This window comes from Streptomyces sp. HUAS MG91 (genome assembly GCF_040529335.1).
Classification (GTDB): domain Bacteria; phylum Actinomycetota; class Actinomycetes; order Streptomycetales; family Streptomycetaceae; genus Streptomyces; species Streptomyces tabacisoli.
Window position 1 is genome coordinate 4,350,431 of the sequence record NZ_CP159534.1, and the last position, 23,613, is coordinate 4,374,043.

Consider the following 23,613-nt stretch of genomic DNA (forward strand, 5'->3'; position numbering starts at 1 on the left):
CACGTGAAACAGGGAGGGGCGGCCCGAACGGGCCGCCCCTCCCTGTCAGTTGGCGTCAGTTGGTGCCGATCTTCGCCAGCAGGTCCACGATCCGGACCTGGACCTCGGGGCTCGTCGACCGCTCGGCCAGGAACAGCACCGTCTCCCCCGCCGCGAGCCGCGGCAGGTCGTCGTGGTCGACGGCGGCCGTGTAGACGACCAGCGGCGTGCGGTTGAGCTGTCCGTTCGCGCGCAGCCAGTCGATGATGCCCGCGCGGCGACGGCGTACCTGGAGCAGATCCATGACCACCAGGTTCGGCCGCATCTGCGCGGCGAGCGTCACCGCGTCCGCGTCGCTCGCGGCCCGCGCCACCTGCATACCGCGCCGCTCCAGGGTCGCGGTCAGGGCGAGCGCGATCTCCTCGTGCTCCTCGATCAGCAGGACCCGCGGCGGGTGCTGCTCGCTGTCGCGCGGCGCGAGCGCCTTCAGCAGGATCGCCGGATCGGCCCCGTACGCGGCCTCGCGCGTCGCCTGCCCCAGCCCCGCGGTCACCAGGACCGGGACCTCGGCGGCGACGGCGGCCTGGCGCAGCGACTGCAGCGCGGTGCGGGTGATCGGCCCGGTCAGCGGGTCGACGAAGAGCGCGGCCGGGAACGCCGCGATCTGCGCGTCGACCTCCTCGCGGGAGTGCACGGTCACCGGGCGGTAGCCGCGCTCGCTCAACGCCTGCTGCGTCGTGACGTCCGGCGCCGGCCACACCAGGAGGCGGCGCGGGTTGTCCAGCGGCTCCGGCGGCAGTTCGTCGTCCATCGGCTGCGGCTGTGGCCGGTTGGCGACCTCGACGGCGCCGCCGGGACCGTCGAGCGGCTCGGGGCCCTCGTCGGCGTCCTGGTCGGGCGCCCCTATGGCGTAGGAGCGGCCGCCGCCCTCGGACGGGTTCATCGACGACAGCAGCGGCGGCTGCGGCTGCTGCGCGGACTGCGGCTGGGGGTGCGGGCGAGCCGTCGTCCCCTGCGCCGGGGTCTCGGTGCTCTCCGGCTGGTCCTGCCGGTTGGACAGCTTGCGCCGCCGTCCCGACGAACCGCCGCCGAGCGTCTGGCCCTCCTGTTGCGGCACGCCCTGCGGGGGCGTGGCGCCGGGCCGTACGGGGGCGGGCTGCTGACCGCGCTGCTGCTGGGCGATCTGCCGCCCGAACGGCACACCCTGGCCCAGGGTGCGCACGCTGAAGGCGCGGCCCTGCGTCGAGTGGGTGTCCCCGGCCGGCGCCGCCGGATCCTGCGGAGCCTCGGCGGGCAGCGGCTGGGCTGCGGGCAGCGGCTGGGCCGCGGACTCCGCCGGCTTCGGCGTGCCCTGGGCGGGCGTGCTCTGCGTCGGGTGCGGCTGCGGCGGCGTGTGGTCGAGCGCCGGGTGCTCAGCGGCGGCGTGCTGCTGCTCGTCGGGCAGCGGGAGCGGCTGCGGCAGGGGCTGGGCGCCCGTGTCCTGCGGTGCGTCGGTCTCGCCCTGGGGCTCGGGCGCCCGGTCGGCCTGCGCGGGCGGCAGCGCGAACATCTCGCGCGGGCCCGCCTCCTCCGGTGCCGGGGCGGCCTGCGGCTGCGCGGCACCGAGAGCCCGCCGCGCGCGCCGCCCCGTGGGCTGCTGCGCCGGGGTACCCGCGAGCTCCAGCTCACTGCCCTGCGCCTGGCCCTGGTTCTGGTCGGTGGGGGCGGACGGCAGGGCGGGCAGCGCGGGCTGCTCCTGGCCCTCGGCGCGCCGCGCCCTGCGGCCGGTCGGCGCGGGCACGCCCTGCGGAGGCACCGTGTCGCCCAGCGCCGGGGAGCCCGCCGCGTGCTCGGCCGCGGTCATCACGGAACCCTCGCTCGCCGAACCGTCCGGCGCGGACCGCGCCCGGCGTCGCCCGGTGCCACCGGCGGTCTGGGCCTGCGCCTGGTTCTGTGCCTGCGCCTGGGCCGAAGTCTCCTCACTCTCGCCGGACGCGGAAGGAGCGGGCAGCTCCGCCGCGGCGGGCGAACCCTCCTCGGCGGCACGCCGTCCGCGCCGCCGTCCGGTGCCCCCGGACGCGGCGGCGGCCGCGGCCTCGCCCGGCAGGCCGCTCTCCAGGAAGGAGTCGACCGAAGGCCCGGCGGCCCGGCGCGCCCGCCGTCGCCCGCCGCCCGCGGCCGAACCGGCCTGCTCCGGCACGTTCGCCCGGGGCTCCTCGGCCACCGGCTCGGGTACGGGTACGGGCGCGGGCGGAACCACTCCGGCCCCACTTCCGATCGGCACTTCGAGCACGTACGCGCTGCCGCTCATGCCCGGCATCTCGTGCGTCTGCAGCACACCGCCGTGCGCCCGCACGATGCCCCGGACGATCGGCTCGTGCACCGGATCGCCGCCCGCGTAGGGGCCGCGCACCTCGATGCGCACGCTGTCGCCGCGCTGCGCCGCGGCCACGACCACGGTGTTGTCGACGTATCCGGCACCGGCCGGCACCCGCGCGTTCCCGGTCGCGTCGATCCCGGCGACGTCGGCGACGAGGTGCGCGAGGGCGGTGGCGAGCCGTCCGGCGTCCACCTCGGCCTCTATCGGCGGCGCGTGCACGGCGAACTGCACCCGGCCGGGCCCGATCAGCTCGACGGCCCCGTCGACACCCGCCGCCACGACGGCGTCGAGCATCACCTTCGTACGGGAGAGCGCGCCGCCGCCCTCGTCGAGGGACTGGTAGGCGAGGACGTTGTCGACGAGCGTCGTCATCCGGGAGTAGCCGGCGGCCAGATGGTGCAGGACCTGGTTCGCCTCCGGCCACAGCTGGCCCGCGTCGTCGGCGGCGAGCTGCGCCAGCTCGTGCCGCAGGTCGTCCAGCGGGCCGCGCAGCGACTGCCCGAGCACGGCGAGCAGCTGGGTGTGCCGGGCGGCCAGCGCCTCGTAACGGTCCTTCTCGCGCTCGGCGAAGGCGGCGCCGCGCTCCCGCTCGGCGGACAGCTCCTCGGCGTGCTGCTCGCGCAGGTCGGCCAGTTCGGCGGCGAGTTCGTCGCGTACGCGCGCGAGGTCGGCGTCCCGCTCGGCGCGCTCGTGCTCGGCGGCCTCGTCGCGCCGGGCGATCTCCTCCGCGTGCTCCTCGACCAGCTTGTCGTAGGGGCGGCGGTCGGTGAAGGTCATGACCGCGCCGACCAGTTGGTCCCCGTCGCGCACCGGCGCCGTCGTCATGTCGACGGGCACCTTGTCGCCGTTCTTCGACCACAGCACCTGCCCGCGCACCCGGTGCTTGCGTCCGGAGCGCAGGGTGTCGGCGAGCGGCGACTCCTCGTAGGGGAACGCCTCGCCGTCGGGCCGCGAGTGCAGGACGAGCTGGTGCAGTTCCTGCCCGCCCAGGTCGCTGGCCCGGAAGCCCAGGATCTGCGCGGCGGCGGGATTGACGAGCACGATCCGCCCGTCGGTGTCGGTGCCGACGACGCCCTCGGCCGCGGCCCGCAGGATCATCTCGGTCTGCCGCTGCGAACGGGCCAGCTCGGCCTCGGTGTCGACGGTGCCCGACAGATCGCGCACGACGAGCATCAGCAACTCGGTGCCGCTGTAGGCGCCGCCACCGCCGCCGTACGAGGAGCCGTACGGGTCCACGGCGTCCCGGGCGCTGTCGGCGAGGTTCGCCGAGGTGACCTCGACCGGGAACTCACTGCCGTCGGTGCGCCGGGCGATCATCCGCGTCGGCTTGGTCCGCCCGCGCTCGTCGGTGACCGTGTCGGGCCGCCGCATCGAGCCGGGGATCAGCCGGGAGTCGAACTGCGGCAGCAGATCGAGCAGTCCGCGCCCGACCAGCGCCGTCCCCGGGGCCTCGAAGGCCTCCAGGGCGATCGAATTGGCATTGACGACGGTCCCGTTGGTGTTGACCAGCACCAATGCGTCCGGGAGCGCATCGAGTATGGCTGCGAGGCGAGCAGCGCCTCGGGATGGCCTGCTGCTCACGACGACGCTTCCTCCCTGATGTACCGCTTTACCGCGACGTGCCGACCGCGCCAGCCATCTTGCCGCGCGAAGCACAACGTGTCACGGGAGGGAGTCTACGGGCACGGGTTGTCCGCGCGACCCCGGATGAGAGGGAGCCCACGTAGAGGCGACGAAGAGGATGTGGGGATCGCACGAAGGCGCTGTGTCCGATGGACCCAGGGTCACGGCGCGGTAGCGGGCAGCACGGGCTCCAGGCGGTGCCAGCGCGCGGTCTCGCAGCCGTTGCTCAGCTTGTACGAGGCGTCGACGGGCCGCCCGTGCCAGGTGCCGGTGATGTGCGCGGTGGCGGGGCCGCTGTAGAGCATCGTGCACTGCGCCCCGGCCGGTACCGGCGCGAACGGATCGGTGCCGTCCGCCGTGATCCGGTCGAGCGTCGCGCAGGCCGCGCCCGGGTCGCGGTGGGTGCCGCCGGCCGGGTCGCAGCGCAGCTCCGACGTGCCGTCGAGGCCGTTGCCCGCGTCGGCGACGGTGATGGTCAGCTCGTCGCGACCGGTCCCGTCCGGGGAGCTGAAGGGGGGCGGCGCGACGTGCCACGGCCCGGTGTCGGCGTGCGCGGCCGCGGGCAGGGCCGTGAGGGCGGCGACGGTGGCGGCGGACGTGACCAGGACGCAACGGGAGAGACGGCGCAGCAACATGCCCTGCCTAACGCGGTGCCCGCCACGACGTTGCGCCCCCGCGGACCTTTGCTCTGCGGCCCGACCTCCTAGTACCGTAGGAGCCGATTGGTGACACGGCGCTCAGCTGTGTCATCATCTGCACGCAGCCGCTCGCGTTCGCGCAGGCGGGATGTGCTGGAGGCGTCGCCTAGTCCGGTCTATGGCGCCGCACTGCTAATGCGGTTTGGGCCTTAAAGCCCATCGAGGGTTCAAATCCCTCCGCCTCCGCAGCAAGATCCGAAGCCCCGGTCCACCAGGACCGGGGCTTCGCTGCTTCCGGGGCCGGCCCGAGACGCGTTTCCGCAGGTCACAACGGGTGTGGCCAATGGATTTCACATGGCGGCGGCAGTCATGTAATGTTCTTCTTGTCGCCGGGACGGGCCGAAAGGCCGGAAACGAAGACAGCAACAGAACAAGCACTCGTAGCTTAACGGATAGAGCATCTGACTACGGATCAGAAGGTTGCAGGTTCGAATCCTGCCGAGTGCACACAGATCGAAGGCCCCGCCGGTTCGTCCGGCGGGGCCTTTGGCGTCGGGGTCAGGCGGTGTGGGTCAGTACGGCGTCGACCAGGGTGGGCCAGAGTTCGCGGGGGCGGTCGTGGCCCATGTCGGGGAGCAGGAGGAGGTCGGCGCCGGGGATCAGCTCCGCGGTGCGTCTTCCGCCGCTGGGGTCGATCAGGGTGTCGTCCAGGCCGTGGATCACCAGCGTCGGCACCCGCAGCTCGCGCAGGGCGTCCGCGCGGGAGCCGCTGAGGATCATCGCGCCGAGCTGGCGGCCGATGCCCGCCGGGTAGTAGGCGCGGTCGTAGCCGGCGGCGGCCAGTTCGCGCAGGGCCGTGGCGTCGCCGTACCGCCGGGAGGCCCACACCAGTTCCCTCTCCGCCGCCGCGATGCAGGCGTCGCGGTCCGCGGGCTTCGGGGTGAACAGCACGGCCTGGGCCTCCGGGCTCGGGCGGCCGTACTCGCTCTCGCCGGTCGAGGACATCATCGACGTCAGGGTCAGCACCCGCTCCGGGCAGGACAGGGCCATCGTCTGGGCGATCATTCCGCCCATCGAGGCGCCGACCACGTGGGCGCGTTCGATCCCGAGGGCGGTGAGCAGGCCCAGGCCGTCGTCGGCCATGTCCGTGAGCCGGTAGGGGACCATCGCGAGAGCGGCGGGGATGTCTCCCGCGCTCACGGCGGCGATGAACGCGCCCATGTCGACGGGGTGATCCCCGAACTTCGTGGACAGGCCGCAGTCGCGGTTGTCGTACCGGATCACGTAGCGGCCGCGCTCCGCCAGCATCCGGCAGAAGTCCTCGTGCCAGGCGATCAGCTGGGCCCCGAAGCCCATCACGAGCAGGACGGGTGGGTCGGCTGGGTCACCGAACGTCTCGTACGCGAGGGACACTTCGGGGGACACGTCAATGATCGACATGGGGGGAGCGTGGCACGGCGCGGTACGGAGCGCACCCGGGATTTCCGGCGCGTGCTCAGTCCAGCTGCTGGGCCAGGCCGACGATGATGCCCTCCGGGCCGCGGACGTAGGCGAGCAGGTAGCTGGTCTCGAAGCGGGCGATGTCGCCGAGGACTTCGGCGCCGTGCGGGCGCAGGCGGTCGACCGTGGCTTCCAGGTCGTCGACGGCGAACATGACGCGGTGGGTGCCCAGGACGTTGTGGGAGCGCTCGCGCGGGTCGGGGGCGGTCGCCGGGGGCGTGCGGTACTTCGAGAGTTCGAGACGGCTGTGGCCGTCCGGGGTGCGGAGCATCGCGATGTCGCAGTGGACGCCGTCGAGCCCGGTGCACCGGTCGGCGACGGGGCCCTTGACCTCCGCCCTGCCCTCCAGCTCCATGCCGAGTTCCACGAAGTACGCGATGGCGGCGTCCATGTCCTCGACGACGATGCCGACGTTGTCCATCCGCTGAATGGCCATGCTGGTCTCCTTCATCCGGGTCCTGTCACGGCTGGGACGGAGCCGGCGGGACGTTCTCGACATCCCCGCACCGCCGGATCCCGACCGTAGTGGTTCCGGGACGGGTCAGGCCGTGCCGCGCCGTACGGCGCTGACGGCACTGACCGTGGCCGAGACCGCGGCCGTCGCGGCCAGGGAGCCGAGGGCGATCAGGACGACGCCGACCATGAACAGGCCGCTGGAGTCGTCCGACCAGTCGTAGGCGGCGGCCACCGTCAGGCCGGCCGTGGTGCCGAGGGTCGCGGCCGCTATGTGGTGGCGGGAGGCCGACCAGACGACCGCGGCCAGCAGGGTCAGGACCAGGCCGATCACCTGCCAGGCGGCGTAGGGGCCGGTCGTCGAGCCGTCGGGGTGGACGTCGCGGTGCTGGTCCCAGCCGAGCCAGGCGGCCCACGCGGCGATCGCGGTCGTGGCCGGGACGAGGGTGGCGAGCAGGCGTTGTGTGTTCATGCCGATGAGCCTCGCGCAGCCGGTCCCCGGCGGGCAGCGCGCAGGTACTCAGCCCCGTACTCAGTCGGGTACTCGGAACGGCCGGACCGGGCGTTGTCAGTGGCGTGCGCCATCCTGGCCGTATGACGTGGTGGTGCACCGGGATGCGATGGCGTGGGGGAGGGCCGGGCATGGGGTGGACGGGGGACGCGGGGAGCGAGCGGGAGAGCGCCGTGCGGTTCGGGGAGGGCGTGGCGTTCCGGGTCGCGGGGCCGCGACGGTGTCTGGGTGTGTGGCGCGGCGGGCGGCGCAGCGTGTGTCCGGGGTGGGCCGCGGTGCCGGTGCGGGGGACGCGGGCGCAGTGCGCGGAGTGCGCGGGGATCGACCGGGCGCAGTCCGTGGCCGCCGACACGATCGCGGACGACCCGCGGCCGTACCACGTGTATCTGGCGTGGTTCGGGGACGGGCTGGTGAAGGTCGGGATCACGGGGGTGGGCAGAGGGAGCGCGCGCCTCCTCGAGCAGGGAGCCGTCGCGTACACGTGGCTGGGGCAGGGGCCGCTCATGGCGGCGCGGCGGGCCGAGGAGTTGCTGCGGGTGGCCCTCGGGGTGCCGGACCGGATTCCGTACGGGACCAAGCGGATCGTCCGGGCCGGGGCGGAGTCCGGGCGGGCGCGGGCCGAGCTGGGGCGGGCGCACGGGATCGCGGTGGGGCTCGACGGGTGGCCCGAGTCGCTGGCGCGGCTGCCGTGCGCGGTCGTCGGGCACGAGGAGGCGTTCGGGCTCGCCGCGGTGGACAGGGTCGACGCCGTGGTCGGCGGAGTCGGGGAGGGGGCCGTGGTGGCGGGGCGCGTGGTGGCCGCCGCCGGACCCGATCTGCATCTCGTCGAGGCCGGCGGGCGGCGGCTCGTGGTGGATACGCGGGTGCTGGCCGGGTGGCCCCTGGCGGCGGCCGGTGACGGGGCGGCCGGGACGGGGATCGAGGTGCGGGAGGTGCCCGCCGTGCAGGGCGGGCTCTTCTGAGGGGGGGGCGGAAAGCCGGGGCCTGGGCGGACAGGGGTGAGGGGGCGGAGATCCGGGGCCGATGCGGATGGGCGGAGATCCAGGGCCGGTGTGGACAGGGAGGAGGGGGCGGGTCGACTGTGGGGGGATGAGTGATCATGTCGAGGCGCCCGGGGCGCCGTTGCCGGCCTTTGAACTGCCCTACTACGTCGTGGTGTTCAGCTCGGTGAGGGCCGCGGGGGACCAGGGATACGGGGAGACGTCCGACCGGCTGGACGCGCTGGTGCGGGAGGTGCCGGGGTATCTCGGGCACGAGTCCGCGCGGACGCCGGGCGGGCTCGGGATCACCGTCGGGTACTTCCGGGACGGTGCGGCCATCGAGGAATGGCGGTCCGTGGCCGCGCACCGGGACGCCCAGCGGCAGGGGCGGACCGAGTGGTACGAGAGCTACACCCTGCATGTCGCCAAGGTCGAGCGCAGCCACGGGTTCGTCCGTGAGTAGCCCCGAGGCGGAGCTCGTCGCCGGGTTCCTCGCGCGGCACGGGCTGCCCGGACTCGTCGACGTGCACACGCACTTCATGCCCGAGCGCGTGCTGCGCAAGGTGTGGGCGTACTTCGACTCGGCCGGGCCGCTGGTCGGGAGCGAGTGGCCGATCACGTACCGGGAGGAGGAGGACCGGCGGGTCGAGCGGATGCGGGAGTTCGGGGTCGTCGCCTTCACGTCGATGCTGTATCCGCACAAGGCCGGGATGGCCGAGTGGCTGAACGGGTGGGCGGAGGACTTCGCCCGGCGCACCGACGGCTGCCTGCGGACCGCGACCTTCTTCCCCGAGCCGGGGGTGGCGGAGTACGTGCGGCGGGCGGTCGAGGGCGGGACGCGGGTCTTCAAGGCGCACGTCCAGGTCGGGGCGTACGACCCCACCGATCCGCTGCTCGACCCCGTGTGGGGGCTGCTGGCCGAGGCCGGGGTGCCCGTCGTCACGCACTGCGGGTCGGGGCCCGCGCCCGGCAGGCACACCGGGCCCGGACCGATGGCGCGCGTGCTCGAACGCCATCCGCGGCTGCCGCTGGTCGTCGCGCACATGGGGATGCCGGAGTACGCGGAGTTCCTGGACCTGGCCGAGCGGTACCCGGAGGTGCGGCTCGACACGACGATGGCGTTCACGGACTTCGTCGAGCGGCAGGCGCCTTTCCCCGAGCGGGAGTTGGGGCGGCTGACCGCGCTCGGGGACCGGGTGCTGCTCGGCAGCGACTTCCCCAACATCCCGTACCCGTACGTGCATCAGCTGGAGGCGATCGAGCGGCTCGGGCTCGGCTCGGAGTGGGTGCGGGCCGTCTGCTATTCCAACGGCGCCGAGCTGTTCCTCGCCCGGGACGCCGGGCGGGCCTCGCGCCGGTGACCCGCTGTTCTCCCGAGGTGCGCGGGATTCCTCAGCGGCGGCTGTGCGTTTCTCAGGGTATTCACAGGTAAGCGAAAGGGTGTTCTCAGAGGGCCGCCGCAGGGTTGCACCATGACCGCGACCTCGCCCCAGGGGCGTACCGAACTGCTGAGGCCGGACGGGAGCCCCGTCCGGGTGCTTGTCGTGGACGACGAGCAGTCGATCACCGAGCTGTTGTCCATGGCGCTCCGCTACGAGGGGTGGCAGCTCCGTACCGCGGGCGACGGTGCCGGAGCCGTGCAGACCGCACGGGAGTTCCGGCCCGACGCCGTGGTGCTCGACATGATGCTGCCGGACATGGACGGACTGAGCGTGCTCGGCCGGCTCCGCCGTGAGCTGCCGGACGTGCCGGTCCTCTTCCTGACCGCCAAGGACGCCGTCGAGGACCGGATTGCCGGACTGACGGCGGGCGGCGACGACTACGTCACCAAGCCGTTCAGCCTGGAGGAGGTCGTGGCGCGGCTGCGCGGACTGATCCGGCGCACCGGCGCCGCCGACCGGCGCAGCGAGTCGGTGCTGGTGGTCGGCGACCTGATGCTCGACGAGGACAGCCACGAGGTGTCGCGCGGCGGCGCCAACATCCATCTGACGGCCACCGAGTTCGAGCTGCTGCGCTTCCTCATGCGCAACCCGCGGCGCGTGCTCAGCAAGGCGCAGATACTGGACCGGGTCTGGAGCTACGACTTCGGCGGCCAGGCCAACGTCGTCGAGCTGTACATCTCCTACCTGCGGCGGAAGATCGACGCCGGACGCGAGCCGATGATCCACACGCGCCGGGGTGCCGGATATCTGATCAAGCCCGGCGCCACGACGGTGTCGTGAGGCGTTGGCGGACGCGGCCGCAGACGCTGCGGACCCGGCTGGTGGTGTCGGCGATCGCGCTGATCGCGGTCGTCGCCGCCGTGATCGGGACCGTGACCACGGTGGCGGTGAGCAGTTCGCTGTACCAGCGGCTCGACTCCGATCTGAAGGCGATCGCCAAGCGGGCCGAGGGGCAGCCCGGCGATCTGGACCGCAAACCGCAGCTCCAGCCGCCCGGCAGCCCGAGCGTCGACCAGAAGCTGCGCTTCGTGGTCGGCGGCGGCTCACCGAAGGACACGGTCGGCGCCGTCGTCGCCGGCGGCCAGGTCACCAAGTCCGTGCGCGGCAAAGGCGGCTGGGACACCGCGTCCCTCACCCCCGGGCAGAAGAGCGAGCTGGCGTCCGTGCCCGACGACCGTGACGTCCACAGCGTCGATCTGACGGACCTCGGTACCTACCGTGTGACGACGGTGCACAGCGAGGACGGCGACACCATCGTCGTCGGCATACCGGCCGCCCAGGTCCAGGACACCGTCCAGACCCTGATCATCGTCGAGCTGTCGGTGACGTTCGCCGGGCTCGTCGCCGCGGGCATCGCGGGCGCCGTCATGGTCGGCGTCAACCTCCGCCCCCTGCGCCGGGTCGCCGCCACGGCCACCCGGGTCTCCGAACTCCCCCTGCACACCGGCGAGGTGACCCTGTACGAGCGGGTGCCCGACGCCGAGGCCGACCCCAGGACCGAGGTCGGCCAGGTCGGCGCCGCGTTCAACCGCATGCTCGACCACATCCACGGCGCGCTGCACGCCCGCCAGCAGAGCGAGACGCGGGTACGGCAGTTCGTCGCGGACGCCAGCCACGAACTGCGCACGCCCCTCGCCTCCATCCGCGGATACGCCGAACTGACCCGGCGCGGCCGAGAGGAGGTCGGCCCCGACACCCGGCACGCGCTCACCCGCATCGAGTCGGAGGCGCACCGCATGTCCGGCCTGGTCGAGGATCTGCTGCTGCTCGCGCGGCTCGACGCCGGGCGGCCGCTCTCGTACGAGCCGACCGATGTGTCGCCGCTGGTCATCGACGTGCTGAGCGATGCCCGCGCGGCCGGGCAGGACCACAAGTGGCGCCTGGAACTGCCCGACGAGCCCGCCCTGGTGCTCGCCGACTCCGCGCGCCTGCAACAGGTCCTGGTCAATCTGCTCGCCAACGCGCGCACCCACACCCCGCCCGGCACCACGGTCACCGCGCGCGTGCACCGGCACGGGCCCTGGGTCTGTCTCGACGTGCGGGACGACGGTCCCGGCATCCCCGCGGAGCTGCTGCCGCACGTGTTCGAACGGTTCGCCCGGGGCGACTCCTCCCGGTCGCGCAGGGCCGGATCCACCGGGCTAGGGCTCGCCATCGTGCAGGCGGTCGCGGCCGCCCACGGAGGGGCCGTGACCGTGGACAGCGTGTCCGGCAGGACCGTGTTCACCGTGCACCTGCCGGCCTGCGCCGAGCCGGTCGGCGCCCTGCCCATGGGCGCCGACGCGACGGTGCCCGGCCACGCGCTGCCGGACTCACAGGCAGCCCAAAGGGCCACCACACAGCGCTGACAGCGGAGTTGGCGAGTGTCCATGGCATGCGAACCGACTCTTCTCCGGGCATCGGCCCCACCGCCGCGCACCTCGGCGCGCTGCCTGCGCGGGAGCACCTGCCCGTGGGCAGCGGCCTCGGCGACGTGCCCGTGCTGGACGTCGTCATCCCCGTCTACAACGAGGAGACGGACCTGGGCGAGTGCGTGCGCCGGCTCCACGCCCATCTGGTCCGCACCTTCCCCTACCGCTTCCGCGTCACGATCGCGGACAACGCCTCCACCGACTCCACCCCGCAGGTGGCGCGGCGGCTCACCGCCGAGCTGCCCGGCGTCGGCTACTCCCGTCTCGAACAGAAGGGCCGCGGGCGCGCCCTGGCCACCGTGTGGTCGGCGTCCGACGCGCCGGTCCTCGCCTACATGGACGTGGACCTGTCCACCGACCTGAACGCGCTGCTCCCGCTGGTCGCCCCGCTCATCTCCGGCCACTCGGACCTGGCGATCGGCTCCCGGCTCTCCCGCTCCTCGCGGGTGGTGCGCGGCCCGAAGCGGGAGTTCGTCTCGCGGGCCTACAACCTGATCCTGCGGGGCTCGCTCCAGGCGCGCTTCTCCGACGCGCAGTGCGGATTCAAGGCGATCCGGCGCGATGTCGCCCAGGTGCTGCTGCCGCTGGTCGAGGACACCGGCTGGTTCTTCGACACCGAGATGCTCGTGCTCGCCGAGCGGGCCGGGCTGCGGATCCACGAGGTGCCCGTCGACTGGGTCGACGACCCGGACTCGACCGTGCACATCGTGCGGCCGGCGACCGACGACCTGAAGGGCGTGTGGCGGATCGGCAAGGCGCTCACCAGCGGCTCCCTGCCGCTGGACCGGCTCGCGCGCCCGTTCGGCGACGATCCGCGCGACCGCCGGCTCCCGGGGGTGCCGAAGGGGCTCGCGCGACAGCTCGTCGGGTTCTGTGTCGTCGGCGCGCTGTCGACGCTGTTCTATCTGCTGCTGTACTCCGGCTTCCGTACGTTCTCGGGGTCGCAGGTCGCCAACGCGCTGGCCCTGCTGGTGTCGGCCTTCGCCAACACCGCCGCCAACCGGCGTCTCACCTTCGGGGTGCGCGGCCGGGACAAGGCCGTCCGCCACCAGGCCCAGGGACTCGTCGTCTTCGGCATCGGCCTCGCGCTGACCAGCGGTTCGCTGGCCGCCCTGAACGCCGCGTCCGTCGACCCGGCGCACGCGACCGAGCTGGCCGTGCTCATCGCGGCCAACCTCGCCGCGACCGTGCTGCGCTTCCTGCTCTTCCGTGCCTGGGTGTTCCCCGCCGAGACCCCGCGCCCCTGAAGCAGGCATCCCAGGGGCGCGGGGAACCGCGCGACCAGCCACACCCGACCCGCACGGTCCTACCTGCGCACCCCCACCTCGGCCACCACCGGCCGATGATCCGACGCGACGGACTCGTCCGGCACAGAAACCGACCGCACGTCGATACCGCTCCCCACCGCCACGTAATCGATCCGCTTCACCGGCACATCGGCGGGGAACGTGACCCCGCCCGCCGGCCCGGCGTCCCGCAACTCCGTCCACAGGGGCGCGAGCTCCGGCGCGTCCGGCGTCGCGTTGAAGTCGCCGAGCAGAACCTGCCGCGCCCCGGGCACCGCCCCGCGCTCGGCGGCCATGATCCGCCGGGTGTCCGCGACCTGCGCGACCCGTACGGACGGATCCGCGCGGTAGTCGAGGTGCGTCACGAAGACCTGCACCGGCACCCCGCGCACCTTCAGCGTCACCTCGCCGAACCCGGGCGCGGGCGCCGGCACCGGGTTCGGGTCCTGCGTCGACAGGCGGGTGATCTCGTGGTTGGCGGCCGAACGGATCGGATACCGGGACAGCACGGCGACCCCGAACTCCCGTCGCGGCTCCCCCGCGGTCACCGGGTCCAGGCTGTAGATCGGCGCGAACGACACCCGCATCCCGAGCCGCCGCGCGAGCTCTCCCGCCACGTCCAGGTCCTGGCTGCGCGCACCCCAGTGCACATCGACCTCCTGGAGGCCGATGACATCGGCGTGCAGGGCGCGCAGCGCGGCCGCCTGCCGGTCGAGGTCGAAGACGTTGTCGGCGCCCGCGCCCGCGTGGATGTTGTACGTGGCGATGCGCAGCGGGACCGGCGGTGGCCCGTGCTGCCCTGCGGCGGCCACGGCGGGAGCCGTCCCGAGCAGGCTCAACACGGCTACGGAGAGGGCGAGTCGGGAAGCGGAGCGGGATCGTCTCGGCATGGCCGAACCGTATGCCGAAAACCCGCTTGTACACCGTAAGAGCTGCCCCTTACGGTGTACAGCACCGTCTGATTCCGGCGCCACCCGCCCCCGCCACCCGACAGGAGCCCGCATGACGTCGACGACCGCCGAGAACACCGGCGGCAGCACCCAGCAGCCCGCCCCGGCCGGAGGCCACCCGCAGCGCTGGATCATCCTCGGTGTCATCTGCCTCGCCCAGCTGACCGTGCTGCTCGACAACACCGTCCTGAACGTCGCGATCCCCTCCCTGACCCGGGAGCTGCACGCGTCGACGTCCGACATCCAGTGGGTGATCAGCGCCTACTCGCTCGTCCAGTCCGGGCTGCTGCTCACCGCGGGCTCCACCGCCGACCGCTACGGCCGCAAGAAGATGCTCGCGGCCGGGCTCGTGCTGTTCGGCGTCGGTTCGCTGGTCGCCGGACTCGCCGACTCCACCGCGCAGTTGATCGCCGCGCGGGCCGGCATGGGCGTCGGCGGCGCGCTGCTGATGACCACGACCCTCGCGGTCGTCGTGCAGATCTTCGACGACACCGAGCGGGTGAAGGCGATCGGACTGTGGGCCACCGTCAACTCGCTGGGCTTCGCCGTCGGACCGCTGCTCGGCGGCGTGATGCTGGACCACTTCTGGTGGGGCGCGATCTTCCTGATCAACATCCCGGTCGCGGTCATCGGCCTGATCGCCGTCCTCACGCTCGTACCGGAGTCGAAGAACCCGCAGGGCGACCGGCCCGACCTGCTCGGCGCGCTGCTCTCCACGATCGGCATGACCGGGGTGGTCTACGCGATCATCAACGGCCCCGACCAGGGCTGGACCTCCGGCACCACGCTCGCCTCGGCAGCGGTCGGCGTCGTCTTCATGGCCGCGTTCGTCGGCTGGGAGCTGCGCATCCCGTACCCGATGCTGGACATGCACTTCTTCCGCAACCAGAAGTTCACCGGGGCGGTCGCCGGGGCGATCCTCGTCGCGTTCGGCATGGGCGGCTCGCTGTTCCTGCTCACCCAGCACCTCCAGTTCGTGCTCGGGTACGGGCCGCTGGAGGCCGGGCTGCGCACGGCGCCGCTGGCGTTGACCATCGTCGCCCTGAACCTCACCGGCGTCGGCGCGAAGTTCCTCGCCAAGGTGGGCACCCCGGTCACCATCGCGGCCGGCATGACCTGCCTGGCGGCGGGGCTCGCGGCGATCGCCGTGCTCGGCGGGGACTCCTACGGCGGCATGCTCGTCGGCCTGGTCGTCATGGGTGTCGGCATCGCCTTCGCCATGCCCGCCATGGCCAACGCCATCATGAGCGCCATCCCGCCGGCGAAGGCGGGCGTCGGCGCGGGCGTGAACGGCACCCTCGCCGAGTTCGGCAACGGGCTCGGTGTCGCCGTCCTCGGCGCGGTCCTCAACGCCCGGTTCGCGGCGCTGGTCGCCGTCTCCGCCGCCTCGCTCCCGGCGGCCCTCGCCGCCGCCGACTCCGCCGGGGAGAAGGCCCGTATCGCGGACGCCTTCTCCTCGGGCCTGGAGACCAGCCAGCTGGTCGGCGCCGTCGCCGTCCTCGTCGGCGGACTCCTCGCCGCGGCGTTGTTGCGGCGCGCGGAGCGGGCAGAGTCAGCAGGGGCGACGGCTCCGGGCGCTTTCCCAACGGGTCCTGAACAGTCCTAGCATCGATGCAGGCGGACGGGCGGATTCCGTGGGCGTGGGCCCGGGGGGCCGCCCCGCCCGGTACGTCAACTCCTGGGAAGGTGCGCCATGGCGAAGGCAGCGCGGATGAGCGTCTGGCTCGAAGAGAGCAGGGCCGGACGCGGTCGGCGCAGCGAGCAGCCCAGCGGCCTGGACCGCGAGCGGATCACCGACGCCACGGTGAAGCTGCTCGACGCCGAGGGGCTCGCCAAGTTCTCCATGCGGCGCCTGGCGGGCGAGCTGGGCGTCACCGCGATGTCCGTGTACTGGTACGTCGACACCAAGGACGACCTGCTCGAACTCGCCCTGGACCGGGTCTTCGGCGAACCGGAGGTCGCCGGTACGGGTGCCGGGGGCCCCGACGACGGCGACTGGAGCGAGCAGGTGCGCCGGCTCGCCACCGAGTACCGGGCGCTGCTCGTGCGCCACCCGTGGATCTCGCCGCTGGTCGGCAGCTACCTCAACATCGGCCCGAACTCGCTGGAGTTCTCCGCCGTCGTGCAGCGCGTCTTCGCCCGCACCGGGCTGCCGATGAACGCGCAGCGCGGGGCGATCGCGAGCGTCATGCAGTTCGTGTACGGGTACGGGACCGTCGAGGGCCACTTCCGGCAGCGGTGCGCCGATGTCGGCATGACGCAGGACGAGTACTTCCGGCGGACGATGACCACCTTCACCGCACCGGCCGACAAGCCGGAGATGCTGCGGCACGCCGAGGAGACGATGGCGCAGGTGGAAGCCGGGGGCACGGTGGAAGAGATCCGCGACCTCGACTTCCACGTCGCGCTCGATCTCCAGATCGCCGGGATCGCGGCGCTGGTGGCGCGGGAGAGCCGGAACTAACCGAGCCGCGCCGGGAAACCGCCCGTCGCCACCGGGCCCCACTTCTGCGGGGTGATCCGGATGATCGACTTGCCCTGCTTCACCATCGCCTCCCGGTACTCGTCCCAGTCCGGGTGCTCCCCCGAGATGTTGCGGAAGTACTCCACGAGGGGTTCGACCGAGTCGGGGGTGTCGAGGACCTCGGCCGAGCCGTCGATCTGCACCCACGGCCCGTTCCACTCGTCGCTCAGCACGACCACGCTGACGCGCGGATTCCGCTTGGCGTTACGGGTCTTGGCGCGCTCGGGATAGGTGGAGACGACGATCCGCCCGGCGTCGTCGACCCCGCAGGTCAGTGGAGAGGCCTGCGGGGTGCCGTCGGCACGGGCGGTGATGAGGAGGGCGCGGTGGCGGGGCCGGACGAAGTCGAGCAACTCGTCCAGGGACACACGGGTGTTGGTCGCGATGTTCGGAGCCATGCGCCCAGCCTAGTGACTGCCGCCCTCCCCACTGCCGTCCTACATGCTGGGCAGCGCGTCGCCCTGGACCGCCTGGATGTCCAGCTCGACCTTGAGGGTCGCGCCGATCGCCGCGATACCGGCCTGGACGACCTGGTTGTAGTTCATGGCGAAGTCCTCGCGGCGCAGCTCGGCCGTCGCCTTGAACGCGGCGCGGGTGCCGCCCCACGGGTCGGCGCCGGTGCCCAGGTAGCTGAGGTCCAGGTCGACCTGGCGGGCCACGCCGTGCAGGTTCAGCTCGCCGTGCACGGTCCAGCGGTCGGGGCCGGCCGGGGACAGGCCCGTCGACCGGTAGGTGATCTCGGGGTGCGACTCGACGTCCAGGAAGTCGGGGGACTTCAGGTGGCCGTCGCGCATCCCGTTGCCGGTGTCGATGGACGCCGACCTGATGACGGCCTCGACCCGGGACTTCTCCACGTCCTGCGCGATGTCGATCCGCGCCCGGAAGTCCGTGAACCGCCCGTGCACGGAGGTGATGCCCAGGTGCTGGGCGGTCGCGGCGACCGCGGAGTGCGCCGGGTCGACGGTCCACGGTCCGGGCGGCGGCAGCTCGGCGCCGCCCTGCCGGGCGAGCACGACGGTGCCGACGTCGGCCCGGCCGGTGGCCGTGACCAGCGCCGTGGAGGCCGCGGGGCTGTATCCGACGGCGGTCACGATCACGGTGTACGGGCCCGGGGTGAGGGCGGCGGCGTCGTGCACGGCGCCCTCGTCGTCCGCCTCGGCGCGCAGCACCTGCGCGCCCGTCATGTCGGTCACCGTGACGACGGCGTGCGGCAGAGCCCACCCGTCCCGCGTCCGGATCCGCGCGCTGAGTCCCATCGTCCACATCTCCTAGCTGAAGTTCTCACACACGTAAGGGAATTGAGTGCGCCCTGTACGTGAAACGGCCCCGGCCCGCAGCGTCTCGGCCGTCCCCTGCCGTTAACGACGCCACCGGGTCCGGGGCCCTTTTCCCACATCCGGGCGAACGGTGCGGCTCACGTCTCCGCTCGAAACGCGAGCCGCACCGGGTGTCCGTCCGGAGTCAGTTACTCGCCGGGGTGGGCGAGCTCGATGTCGTGACCGTCGACGCCACTGCCGTTCACGGTCAGGTGCGTGGCCACCGGCGGGTAACCGGTCGCGATGACCGTGTACTCGCCGCCGTCCAGGTCGGTGAAGGCGTACGCGCCGTCCTCACCGGTGGTCGAGGTCGCGACCACGTTGCCCGCGGCGTCGACGAGCGTGACCCGCGCGTCGTTCAGCGAGCGGCCCGCGGCCCGGATGGTGCCCTGGACCTGGGAGCCGGAGTTCAGCTCGATCTCGACGCGGGTGACACCCGTGCCGCCGACCTCGACGGGCAGGGCGAGCGGACGGTGTCCGGCCGCGTTCACGGCCACGGTCACCGCGCCGGGAACCAGCTCGGCGAAGGTGAACTCGCCGTCCTGGCCGGAGAGCCCGGTGGCCAGCACGTCACCGCGGACGTCGGTCACGATGACCATGGCGCCGACGACCGGGGCCTTGGTCTCCGCGGCCCTGACCACACCGCTCAGGCCGCTGGTGCCGCTGAGCAGGATGTCGTACGCGACCCGCTCCTCACCGACGACCACGGTGGAGGCCTGCGGCTGGTAGCCGTCGGCCGAGGCGATCAGGACGTAGGAACCGGCGCCGGGGGCGTCGACCGTGTACGAACCGTCGCCCTGGGCGACCGCGCGGCCCAGCTGCCGTCCCCCGAGGGAGATCAGCGTGACCGCGGCCCGCGGGACCGGGGCGGACTCGGCGCCGCGGACGAAGCCGTGCACCGGGGTGCCGCCGCCCGTGCCGGGCTGCGCCGGGACGCTGCCCGCCGGGGCGGACGCGACGGCCGCCAGGCGCTGGGTCTGGGTGTCGGCGGCGGGCTCACCCGCACCGACCAGGCTCGGCACCTTCTCCGGCTCGGTGACCGGGTTGGCGGTCAGGCCGGCGGCGGCGCCGGACGCGGCCGCCTCGGTCTCCTTGGCCTGGTCCAGGCCGCCGGACGTACGCAGCGGAACCTCCTTGATGAACAGCATGGCGATCAGGGCGAGCAGCGCGATCGGCGCGGCGATCAGGAAGACGTCGGCGATGCCGTGCCCGTAGGAGCTCTCCATGATCGTGCGCAGCGGCGCGGGCAGCTTGTCGAGGTCCGGGATGGCGCCGCCACCCGTACCGCCGTGGCCGAGCGCCGCACCCTTCGGGCCGAGGTCGGCGAGGCCGTCCTTGACGTAGTGCGTGATGCGGGTGGACATGATCGAACCGAGCGCCGAGACACCCATCGCACCACCGAGGGAGCGGAAGAAGGTGACCGTGGAGCTGGCCGAGCCGATGTCCTGCGGGGCGACCTGGTTCTGGGTGCAGAGCACGAGGTTCTGCATCGTCATGCCGACGCCGAGACCCATGAGGGCCATGAAGATCGCGACGTGCCAGTACGGGGTGTCGTAGCGGATCGTGCCGAGCAGGCCGAGGCCCGCCGTGATCAGGACGCCGCCGGAGACCAGCCACGCCTTCCACTTGCCGGTCTTGGTGATGACCTGGCCCGCGACGGTCGACGAGATGAACAGGCCGCCGATCATCGGGATCGTCATGACACCGGACATCGTCGGCGACTTGCCGCGCGCCAGCTGGAAGTACTGCGAGAAGAACACGGTGCCGGCGAACATCGCGACACCCACGAAGAGCGAGGCGATCGAGGCGAGCGTGATGGTGCGGTTGCGGAAGAGACGCAGCGGGATGATCGGCTCGGCGGCCTTGCTCTCCACGAGGATGAAGATCAGGGCGAGCACGATCGCGCCGCCCACCATCGCGCCGGTCTGCCACGACAGCCAGTCGTACTTGTCGTCGGCGAAGGTGACCCACAGGAGCAGGGTGCAGACCGCGGCGGTGATGAAGAAGGCACCGGCCCAGTCGACCTTGACGTTGTCACGCTTGACGACGGGGAGCTTCAGCGTCTTCTGGAGCACGATGAGCGCGATGACCGCGAACGGCACACCGACGTAGAAGCACCAGCGCCAGCCCAGCCACGAGGTGTCGGTGATGACACCGCCGAGCAGCGGGCCGCCGACGGTGGCGACGGCGAAGGTCGCACCGAGGTAGCCGGAGTAGCGGCCCCGCTCGCGCGGGGAGATCATCGCGGCCATCACGATCTGCGCGAGGGCGGAGAGACCGCCGACGCCGATGCCCTGGACGACACGGCAGGTGATCAGCATGCCGGGGTTCTGCGAGAGACCCGCGACGACCGAACCGCCCACGTAGATGATCAGGGCTATCTGGACGAGCGCCTTCTTGCTGAAGATGTCGGCGAGCTTGCCCCACAGGGGCGTGGTCGCGGTCATCGCGAGCAGCGAGGCGGTGACGACCCAGGTGTAGGCGGACTGACCGCCGCCGAGGTCGCCGACGATCTCGGGCAGAGCGTTGGTGACGATCGTCGACGACAGAATGGCGACGAACATGCCGAGCAGCAGCCCGGACAGCGCCTCCATGATCTGACGGTGCGTCATGGTGGCGCCGGCGTCGGGGGCACTGCCTCCGTGCTTGGCGGCATGGCTGCCCCGCACACCGGACGGTGTGGATGTTGCCATGGGATTCCTTTTCTTACGTCTTACGCGGGTGTACGGGTGGTCTGTGTCGAAGCCTGCGCGGCGACGGGGAGCGGTGCTCGGGACGCCGTCGTCCGGCAGTCCCCGAAGCTGTCGCGCAGTCGCGTCATCAGGGCGATGAGCTGGTTGACCTCGTCGTCGGACCAGTCGCTCAGCCGCTCGGCGAGCAACTCGGTCGTCCGCGCGTCGAGGTTGTTCATCTGTTCGTGCCCCTCGGCGGTGAGGGTGAGGATCCGGGAGCGCTTGTCGGCGGGGTCGGGGCGGCGCTCGATCCAGCCGCGGTCCGCGGTGTGTGCCACGTGCCGGCTGGCCACGGACATGTCGACGGCCATCAGCTCGGCCATCCTGCTCATCCGCATGTCGCCGTAGCGCTTGAGGAGAGCGAGGACGGCTGCCGAGCCTGCCGGACAGTCGTGGGGCAGGATGCGCGCCATGTCCCTCTTGACGGCGCCGAAGGCACTGAGCTGTCGGGCCAGTTCGTCGTAATGACGCTGTGCGGCCACAGCACCTCCTGACCAAAACCTTATTTGTTGCTTAGAGCAACCATAGAAGCAGTTGGTTGCCGCAGGCAAACTAAAAAGGGCGTTCGACCCTAAAAACTAGGCAAACGTCCGGGCCTGATGGCGTAAAGCCGCAGCTCACGTGGGCTGCGAGTGACCTGTGGCGTCTGTGGCGCCGATTCGCTAGGGTCCTGCCCCATGGCACACAACCCCCAGGGCCCGGGCCCCGAAGGCAACATCGACCCCGCGGGCAGCACTCAGATGTTCCGCGCCTTCGTCGACGAAGGCGGCACGCCCTCGCCGCGCGCGCAGGCGGCACCGGTGAAGTCCGGTCCGAGCACGGGACTGATCGTCGGCATCGTGGTCGCGATCGTCGTGGTGGCGGCGGTGGCCTGGCTGGCGCTCTCGTAGCGGACGGCCGCGCCCTCCCTCACTTCCACTGCACGGAGACGTCCCGCGTCTCGACGTGCATCCCCAGCGGTACGCGCCAGGAGTCGACGCAGACCGCCCACGTCTTCTCCTTCTTCTCCCCGGGCCCGATGGGCACGGGGAGTTTTTCTTGCGACTCGATCGTCGCCCAGTCGACGCCGAGCGCCCCGATGATGTGGGTCTCGAAGGTGACGGTGCCCGAACGCACCGCCGTGCCGCCGGAGTTGTGCAACGTCAGGGTCACGTCCTGGCACCACCGCTTGTCGGCGTCCTTCAGTACGGGCTCGCTCACCTTGAGGGCGGCCGGGGCGGGGGTCGAAGGGGTGCCGCCGGGCGTCCCGGAGCCGGACCCCGACCCCGATCCCGAGCCCGACCCGGAGCCCGAGCCGGACCCCGATCCCGATCCGGCCGGGGTGCCTGCCGTGCCGCCGCCCTTGCCGCCGCTCTGCGTGCCACCGCCGCCCGCGGAGCCGGAGGAACCGGAGGAGCCGGTGGCCCCCGACGAGCGCGAGGCCCCTCCGCCCGGTTTCCCGGCGTCCGACGACCCGGCGCCGGGAGTATCCCCGGCGGACGAGCCGCCACCGCTGCCCTTGCCGTCGGCGCCGTCACCGCCGCCCTGCCGTCCGCTCCCGGAGGCGGCGGGGGAGTCCGGGTCCAGCGGCACCAGCTCCACCTTCCCGGTGGGCGCGACGCTGTCGCCCGGCGCGGCGGAGCCCCCGGCGGCTCCCACGGCCACGTATTTGGAGGGCCCGCCGTCCCCGCCGAAGGCGACGGTGGCGGCTCCGCCGAGCCCCACCACGGCGGCCGACGCGACCCCGACGGCGATGCCCCTACGTCCTCGTACCCACGTCCGCAGCATCGCGCCAGTATGTCTGACGGTCCGTCAATTAGGAACCCTCGTGCCGCTTCGGACGGCGACGGCGTCGGGGCGGCGACCCCTGCGGGTCGCCGCCCCGTGACATCCGTGCGCGCGGGTCAGTCCGCGATCAGACCCTCGCGCAGCTGGGCCAGCGTCCGCGTGAGCAGCCGCGACACGTGCATCTGCGAGATCCCGACCTCCTCGCCGATCTGCGACTGCGTCATGTTCGCGAAGAAGCGGAGCATGATGATCCGGCGCTCGCGGGGCGGCAGCTTGGCCAGCAGCGGCTTGAGCGACTCCCGGTACTCGACGCCCTCCAGGGCGGTGTCCTCGTAGCCGAGCCGGTCCGCCAGCGAGCCCTCGCCGCCGTCGTCCTCGGGGGCCGGCGAGTCGAGCGAGGACGCGGTGTAGGCGTTGCCCACCGCGAGTCCGTCGACGACGTCGTCCTCCGAGACCCCCAGCACCGCCGCGAGTTCGGGCACGGTCGGCGACCGGTCCAGCTTCTGCGCCAGCTCGTCGCTGGCCTTGGTGAGGGCGAGCCGCAGCTCCTGGAGGCGGCGCGGCACCCGCACCGACCACGACGTGTCCCGGAAGAACCGCTTGATCTCCCCGACGACGGTCGGCATCGCGAAGGTCGGGAACTCGACGCCGCGCTCGCAGTCGAACCGGTCGATCGCCTTGATCAGGCCGATGGTGCCGACCTGGACGATGTCCTCCATCGGCTCGTTGCGACTGCGGAAGCGGGCCGCCGCGTAGCGCACCAGCGGCAGGTTCAACTCGATGAGGGTGTCGCGGACATAGGCCCGCTCCGGGCTGTTCTCGTCGAGCGAGGCGAGCCGCAGGAAGAGGGAGCGGGACAGGGTGCGCGTGTCGATGGCCCCGGTCGACACCGGCGCGATCGGGGCCACCGGCGCGACCGGCTCCCCGGAGGCCTCCGGGGCCGGGATCGGGGCCGAGGCCTGGGCCGGAACAGGAACAGGCGTGTCGGGCGAGAGCGTGAGCACCTTCGAGCTGCCCTGGTCTGCGGACATGCCACCCCCTTGAGGTCGCGGACGGTCGCGGCGGACGCTCCCGTCAGGTAGGAACGCAGCCTCCACCTGAATACCGGACGACGGGCTGCGCCAAACGCGGTTCCAGCAGAA

Annotated in this window: 21 protein-coding genes and 2 tRNA genes; 11 read left to right on the plus strand and 12 right to left on the minus strand. The window is 72.5% G+C overall.

Annotation, left to right across the window (positions count from 1 at the left end; genetic code table 11):
• Positions 1-55 precede the first annotated feature (55 nt).
• Entirely contained in the window at positions 56-3,919 is a 3,864-nt protein-coding gene (locus ABII15_RS19735; RefSeq protein ID WP_353943653.1) for a PAS domain-containing protein, read from the minus strand.
• A gap of 203 nt (positions 3,920-4,122) precedes the next feature.
• On the minus strand, positions 4,123-4,596 hold the full coding sequence (locus ABII15_RS19740) for an SSI family serine proteinase inhibitor (protein WP_353943654.1): 474 nt from the start codon (positions 4,594-4,596) through the stop codon (positions 4,123-4,125).
• A 158-nt stretch (positions 4,597-4,754) separates the two neighbouring features.
• Between ABII15_RS19740 and ABII15_RS19745 the strand changes: the two genes are divergently transcribed.
• Together ABII15_RS19745 and ABII15_RS19750 are read left to right on the plus strand one after the other, a co-directional pair.
• A tRNA-Ser gene (locus ABII15_RS19745) sits at positions 4,755-4,845 on the plus strand.
• 188 nt (positions 4,846-5,033) lie between these two features.
• A tRNA-Arg gene (locus ABII15_RS19750) sits at positions 5,034-5,106 on the plus strand.
• A 51-nt stretch (positions 5,107-5,157) separates the two neighbouring features.
• On the opposite strand, the gene ABII15_RS19755 is transcribed toward ABII15_RS19750, so the two are convergent.
• The 3 genes from ABII15_RS19755 to ABII15_RS19765 all read right to left on the minus strand — a co-directional run bounded on the left by ABII15_RS19755 (position 5,158) and on the right by ABII15_RS19765 (position 7,024).
• The gene (locus ABII15_RS19755) at positions 5,158-6,039 is read right to left on the minus strand and encodes an alpha/beta hydrolase (protein WP_353943655.1); all 882 of its coding nucleotides are present in this window, start codon (positions 6,037-6,039) and stop codon (positions 5,158-5,160) included.
• Positions 6,040-6,094: 55 nt separating this feature from the next.
• Positions 6,095-6,535, minus strand: coding sequence for a VOC family protein (locus ABII15_RS19760; protein ID WP_353943656.1), 441 nt, complete (start codon positions 6,533-6,535; stop codon positions 6,095-6,097).
• A 105-nt stretch (positions 6,536-6,640) separates the two neighbouring features.
• Positions 6,641-7,024, minus strand: coding sequence for a hypothetical protein (locus ABII15_RS19765; RefSeq protein WP_353943657.1), 384 nt, complete (start codon positions 7,022-7,024; stop codon positions 6,641-6,643).
• Positions 7,025-7,194: 170 nt separating this feature from the next.
• On the opposite strand from ABII15_RS19765, the gene ABII15_RS19770 reads away from it, so the two are divergent.
• The 6 genes from ABII15_RS19770 to ABII15_RS19795 all read left to right on the plus strand — a co-directional run bounded on the left by ABII15_RS19770 (position 7,195) and on the right by ABII15_RS19795 (position 13,143).
• On the plus strand, positions 7,195-8,025 hold the full coding sequence (locus ABII15_RS19770) for a DUF2797 domain-containing protein (protein WP_353943658.1): 831 nt from the start codon (positions 7,195-7,197) through the stop codon (positions 8,023-8,025).
• A 127-nt stretch (positions 8,026-8,152) separates the two neighbouring features.
• On the plus strand, positions 8,153-8,506 hold the full coding sequence (locus tag ABII15_RS19775) for an antibiotic biosynthesis monooxygenase (RefSeq protein WP_353943659.1): 354 nt from the start codon (positions 8,153-8,155) through the stop codon (positions 8,504-8,506).
• A complete protein-coding gene (locus ABII15_RS19780; RefSeq protein WP_353943660.1) occupies positions 8,499-9,404 on the plus strand; it encodes an amidohydrolase family protein in 906 nt (301 codons plus the stop codon). The genes ABII15_RS19775 and ABII15_RS19780 overlap by 8 nt, the downstream gene beginning before the upstream one ends.
• A gap of 111 nt (positions 9,405-9,515) precedes the next feature.
• Positions 9,516-10,265, plus strand: a complete 750-nt coding sequence (locus tag ABII15_RS19785; RefSeq protein WP_353943661.1) for a response regulator transcription factor — start codon at positions 9,516-9,518, stop codon at positions 10,263-10,265.
• Positions 10,262-11,833 (plus strand): HAMP domain-containing sensor histidine kinase, encoded by a 1,572-nt coding sequence (locus tag ABII15_RS19790; protein ID WP_353943662.1) that lies wholly within the window; start codon positions 10,262-10,264, stop codon positions 11,831-11,833. Before ABII15_RS19785 ends, ABII15_RS19790 begins: the two co-directional genes overlap by 4 nt.
• A gap of 26 nt (positions 11,834-11,859) precedes the next feature.
• On the plus strand, positions 11,860-13,143 hold the full coding sequence (locus ABII15_RS19795; protein WP_353943663.1) for a bifunctional glycosyltransferase family 2/GtrA family protein: 1,284 nt from the start codon (positions 11,860-11,862) through the stop codon (positions 13,141-13,143).
• Positions 13,144-13,202: 59 nt separating this feature from the next.
• On the opposite strand, the gene ABII15_RS19800 is transcribed toward ABII15_RS19795, so the two are convergent.
• Positions 13,203-14,072, minus strand: a complete 870-nt coding sequence (locus ABII15_RS19800) for an endonuclease/exonuclease/phosphatase family protein (protein WP_353943664.1) — start codon at positions 14,070-14,072, stop codon at positions 13,203-13,205.
• Positions 14,073-14,184: 112 nt separating this feature from the next.
• Between ABII15_RS19800 and ABII15_RS19805 the strand changes: the two genes are divergently transcribed.
• Both ABII15_RS19805 and ABII15_RS19810 read left to right on the plus strand, forming a co-directional pair.
• A complete protein-coding gene (locus ABII15_RS19805) occupies positions 14,185-15,738 on the plus strand; it encodes an MFS transporter (protein WP_353943665.1) in 1,554 nt (517 codons plus the stop codon).
• A gap of 87 nt (positions 15,739-15,825) precedes the next feature.
• A complete protein-coding gene (locus tag ABII15_RS19810) occupies positions 15,826-16,596 on the plus strand; it encodes a TetR/AcrR family transcriptional regulator (RefSeq protein WP_353943666.1) in 771 nt (256 codons plus the stop codon).
• Here the strand turns inward: ABII15_RS19810 and ABII15_RS19815 are convergent.
• The 4 genes from ABII15_RS19815 to ABII15_RS19830 form a co-directional block, all read right to left on the minus strand.
• A complete protein-coding gene (locus ABII15_RS19815) occupies positions 16,593-17,054 on the minus strand; it encodes a PPOX class F420-dependent oxidoreductase (RefSeq protein ID WP_353943667.1) in 462 nt (153 codons plus the stop codon). The genes ABII15_RS19810 and ABII15_RS19815 overlap by 4 nt on opposite strands.
• Before the next feature lie 39 nt (positions 17,055-17,093).
• A complete protein-coding gene (locus tag ABII15_RS19820; RefSeq protein WP_353943668.1) occupies positions 17,094-17,912 on the minus strand; it encodes a YceI family protein in 819 nt (272 codons plus the stop codon).
• Between the two features lie 209 nt (positions 17,913-18,121).
• Complete coding sequence (locus tag ABII15_RS19825; RefSeq protein WP_353943669.1) at positions 18,122-20,665, minus strand: MFS transporter; 2,544 nt, start codon at positions 20,663-20,665, stop codon at positions 18,122-18,124.
• A gap of 20 nt (positions 20,666-20,685) precedes the next feature.
• The gene (locus ABII15_RS19830; protein WP_353943670.1) at positions 20,686-21,186 is read right to left on the minus strand and encodes a MarR family transcriptional regulator; all 501 of its coding nucleotides are present in this window, start codon (positions 21,184-21,186) and stop codon (positions 20,686-20,688) included.
• A 195-nt stretch (positions 21,187-21,381) separates the two neighbouring features.
• Between ABII15_RS19830 and ABII15_RS19835 the strand changes: the two genes are divergently transcribed.
• Positions 21,382-21,594 carry a hypothetical protein gene (locus ABII15_RS19835; RefSeq protein WP_353943671.1) on the plus strand — a complete coding sequence of 71 codons (213 nt, stop codon included), beginning with the start codon at positions 21,382-21,384 and terminating at the stop codon, positions 21,592-21,594.
• A gap of 19 nt (positions 21,595-21,613) precedes the next feature.
• Here ABII15_RS19835 and ABII15_RS19840 read toward each other — a convergent pair whose 3' ends face one another.
• On the minus strand, positions 21,614-22,471 hold the full coding sequence (locus ABII15_RS19840) for a hypothetical protein (protein ID WP_353943672.1): 858 nt from the start codon (positions 22,469-22,471) through the stop codon (positions 21,614-21,616).
• A gap of 116 nt (positions 22,472-22,587) precedes the next feature.
• On the minus strand, positions 22,588-23,502 hold the full coding sequence (locus tag ABII15_RS19845) for a SigB/SigF/SigG family RNA polymerase sigma factor (RefSeq protein ID WP_353943673.1): 915 nt from the start codon (positions 23,500-23,502) through the stop codon (positions 22,588-22,590).
• Between the last annotated feature and the right edge of the window lie 111 nt (positions 23,503-23,613).

Bases quoted from the DNA above. Each gene is read 5' to 3' on its own strand.
- ABII15_RS19740 (WP_353943654.1), bottom strand. From the start codon at position 4,596: ATGTTGCTGCGCCGTCTCTCCCGTTGCGTCCTGGTCACGTCCGCCGCC.
- ABII15_RS19755 (WP_353943655.1), bottom strand. From the start codon at position 6,039: ATGTCGATCATTGACGTGTCCCCCGAAGTGTCCCTCGCGTACGAGACG.
- ABII15_RS19760 (WP_353943656.1), bottom strand. From the start codon at position 6,535: ATGGCCATTCAGCGGATGGACAACGTCGGCATCGTCGTCGAGGACATG.
- ABII15_RS19765 (WP_353943657.1), bottom strand. From the start codon at position 7,024: ATGAACACACAACGCCTGCTCGCCACCCTCGTCCCGGCCACGACCGCG.
- ABII15_RS19770 (WP_353943658.1), top strand. From the start codon at position 7,195: ATGGGGTGGACGGGGGACGCGGGGAGCGAGCGGGAGAGCGCCGTGCGG.
- ABII15_RS19775 (WP_353943659.1), top strand. From the start codon at position 8,153: ATGAGTGATCATGTCGAGGCGCCCGGGGCGCCGTTGCCGGCCTTTGAA.
- ABII15_RS19785 (WP_353943661.1), top strand. From the start codon at position 9,516: ATGACCGCGACCTCGCCCCAGGGGCGTACCGAACTGCTGAGGCCGGAC.
- ABII15_RS19795 (WP_353943663.1), top strand. From the start codon at position 11,860: ATGCGAACCGACTCTTCTCCGGGCATCGGCCCCACCGCCGCGCACCTC.
- ABII15_RS19800 (WP_353943664.1), bottom strand. From the start codon at position 14,072: ATGCCGAGACGATCCCGCTCCGCTTCCCGACTCGCCCTCTCCGTAGCC.
- ABII15_RS19805 (WP_353943665.1), top strand. From the start codon at position 14,185: ATGACGTCGACGACCGCCGAGAACACCGGCGGCAGCACCCAGCAGCCC.
- ABII15_RS19810 (WP_353943666.1), top strand. From the start codon at position 15,826: ATGGCGAAGGCAGCGCGGATGAGCGTCTGGCTCGAAGAGAGCAGGGCC.
- ABII15_RS19815 (WP_353943667.1), bottom strand. From the start codon at position 17,054: ATGGCTCCGAACATCGCGACCAACACCCGTGTGTCCCTGGACGAGTTG.
- ABII15_RS19820 (WP_353943668.1), bottom strand. From the start codon at position 17,912: ATGGGACTCAGCGCGCGGATCCGGACGCGGGACGGGTGGGCTCTGCCG.
- ABII15_RS19825 (WP_353943669.1), bottom strand. From the start codon at position 20,665: ATGGCAACATCCACACCGTCCGGTGTGCGGGGCAGCCATGCCGCCAAG.
- ABII15_RS19835 (WP_353943671.1), top strand. From the start codon at position 21,382: ATGGCACACAACCCCCAGGGCCCGGGCCCCGAAGGCAACATCGACCCC.
- ABII15_RS19840 (WP_353943672.1), bottom strand. From the start codon at position 22,471: ATGCTGCGGACGTGGGTACGAGGACGTAGGGGCATCGCCGTCGGGGTC.
- ABII15_RS19845 (WP_353943673.1), bottom strand. From the start codon at position 23,502: ATGTCCGCAGACCAGGGCAGCTCGAAGGTGCTCACGCTCTCGCCCGAC.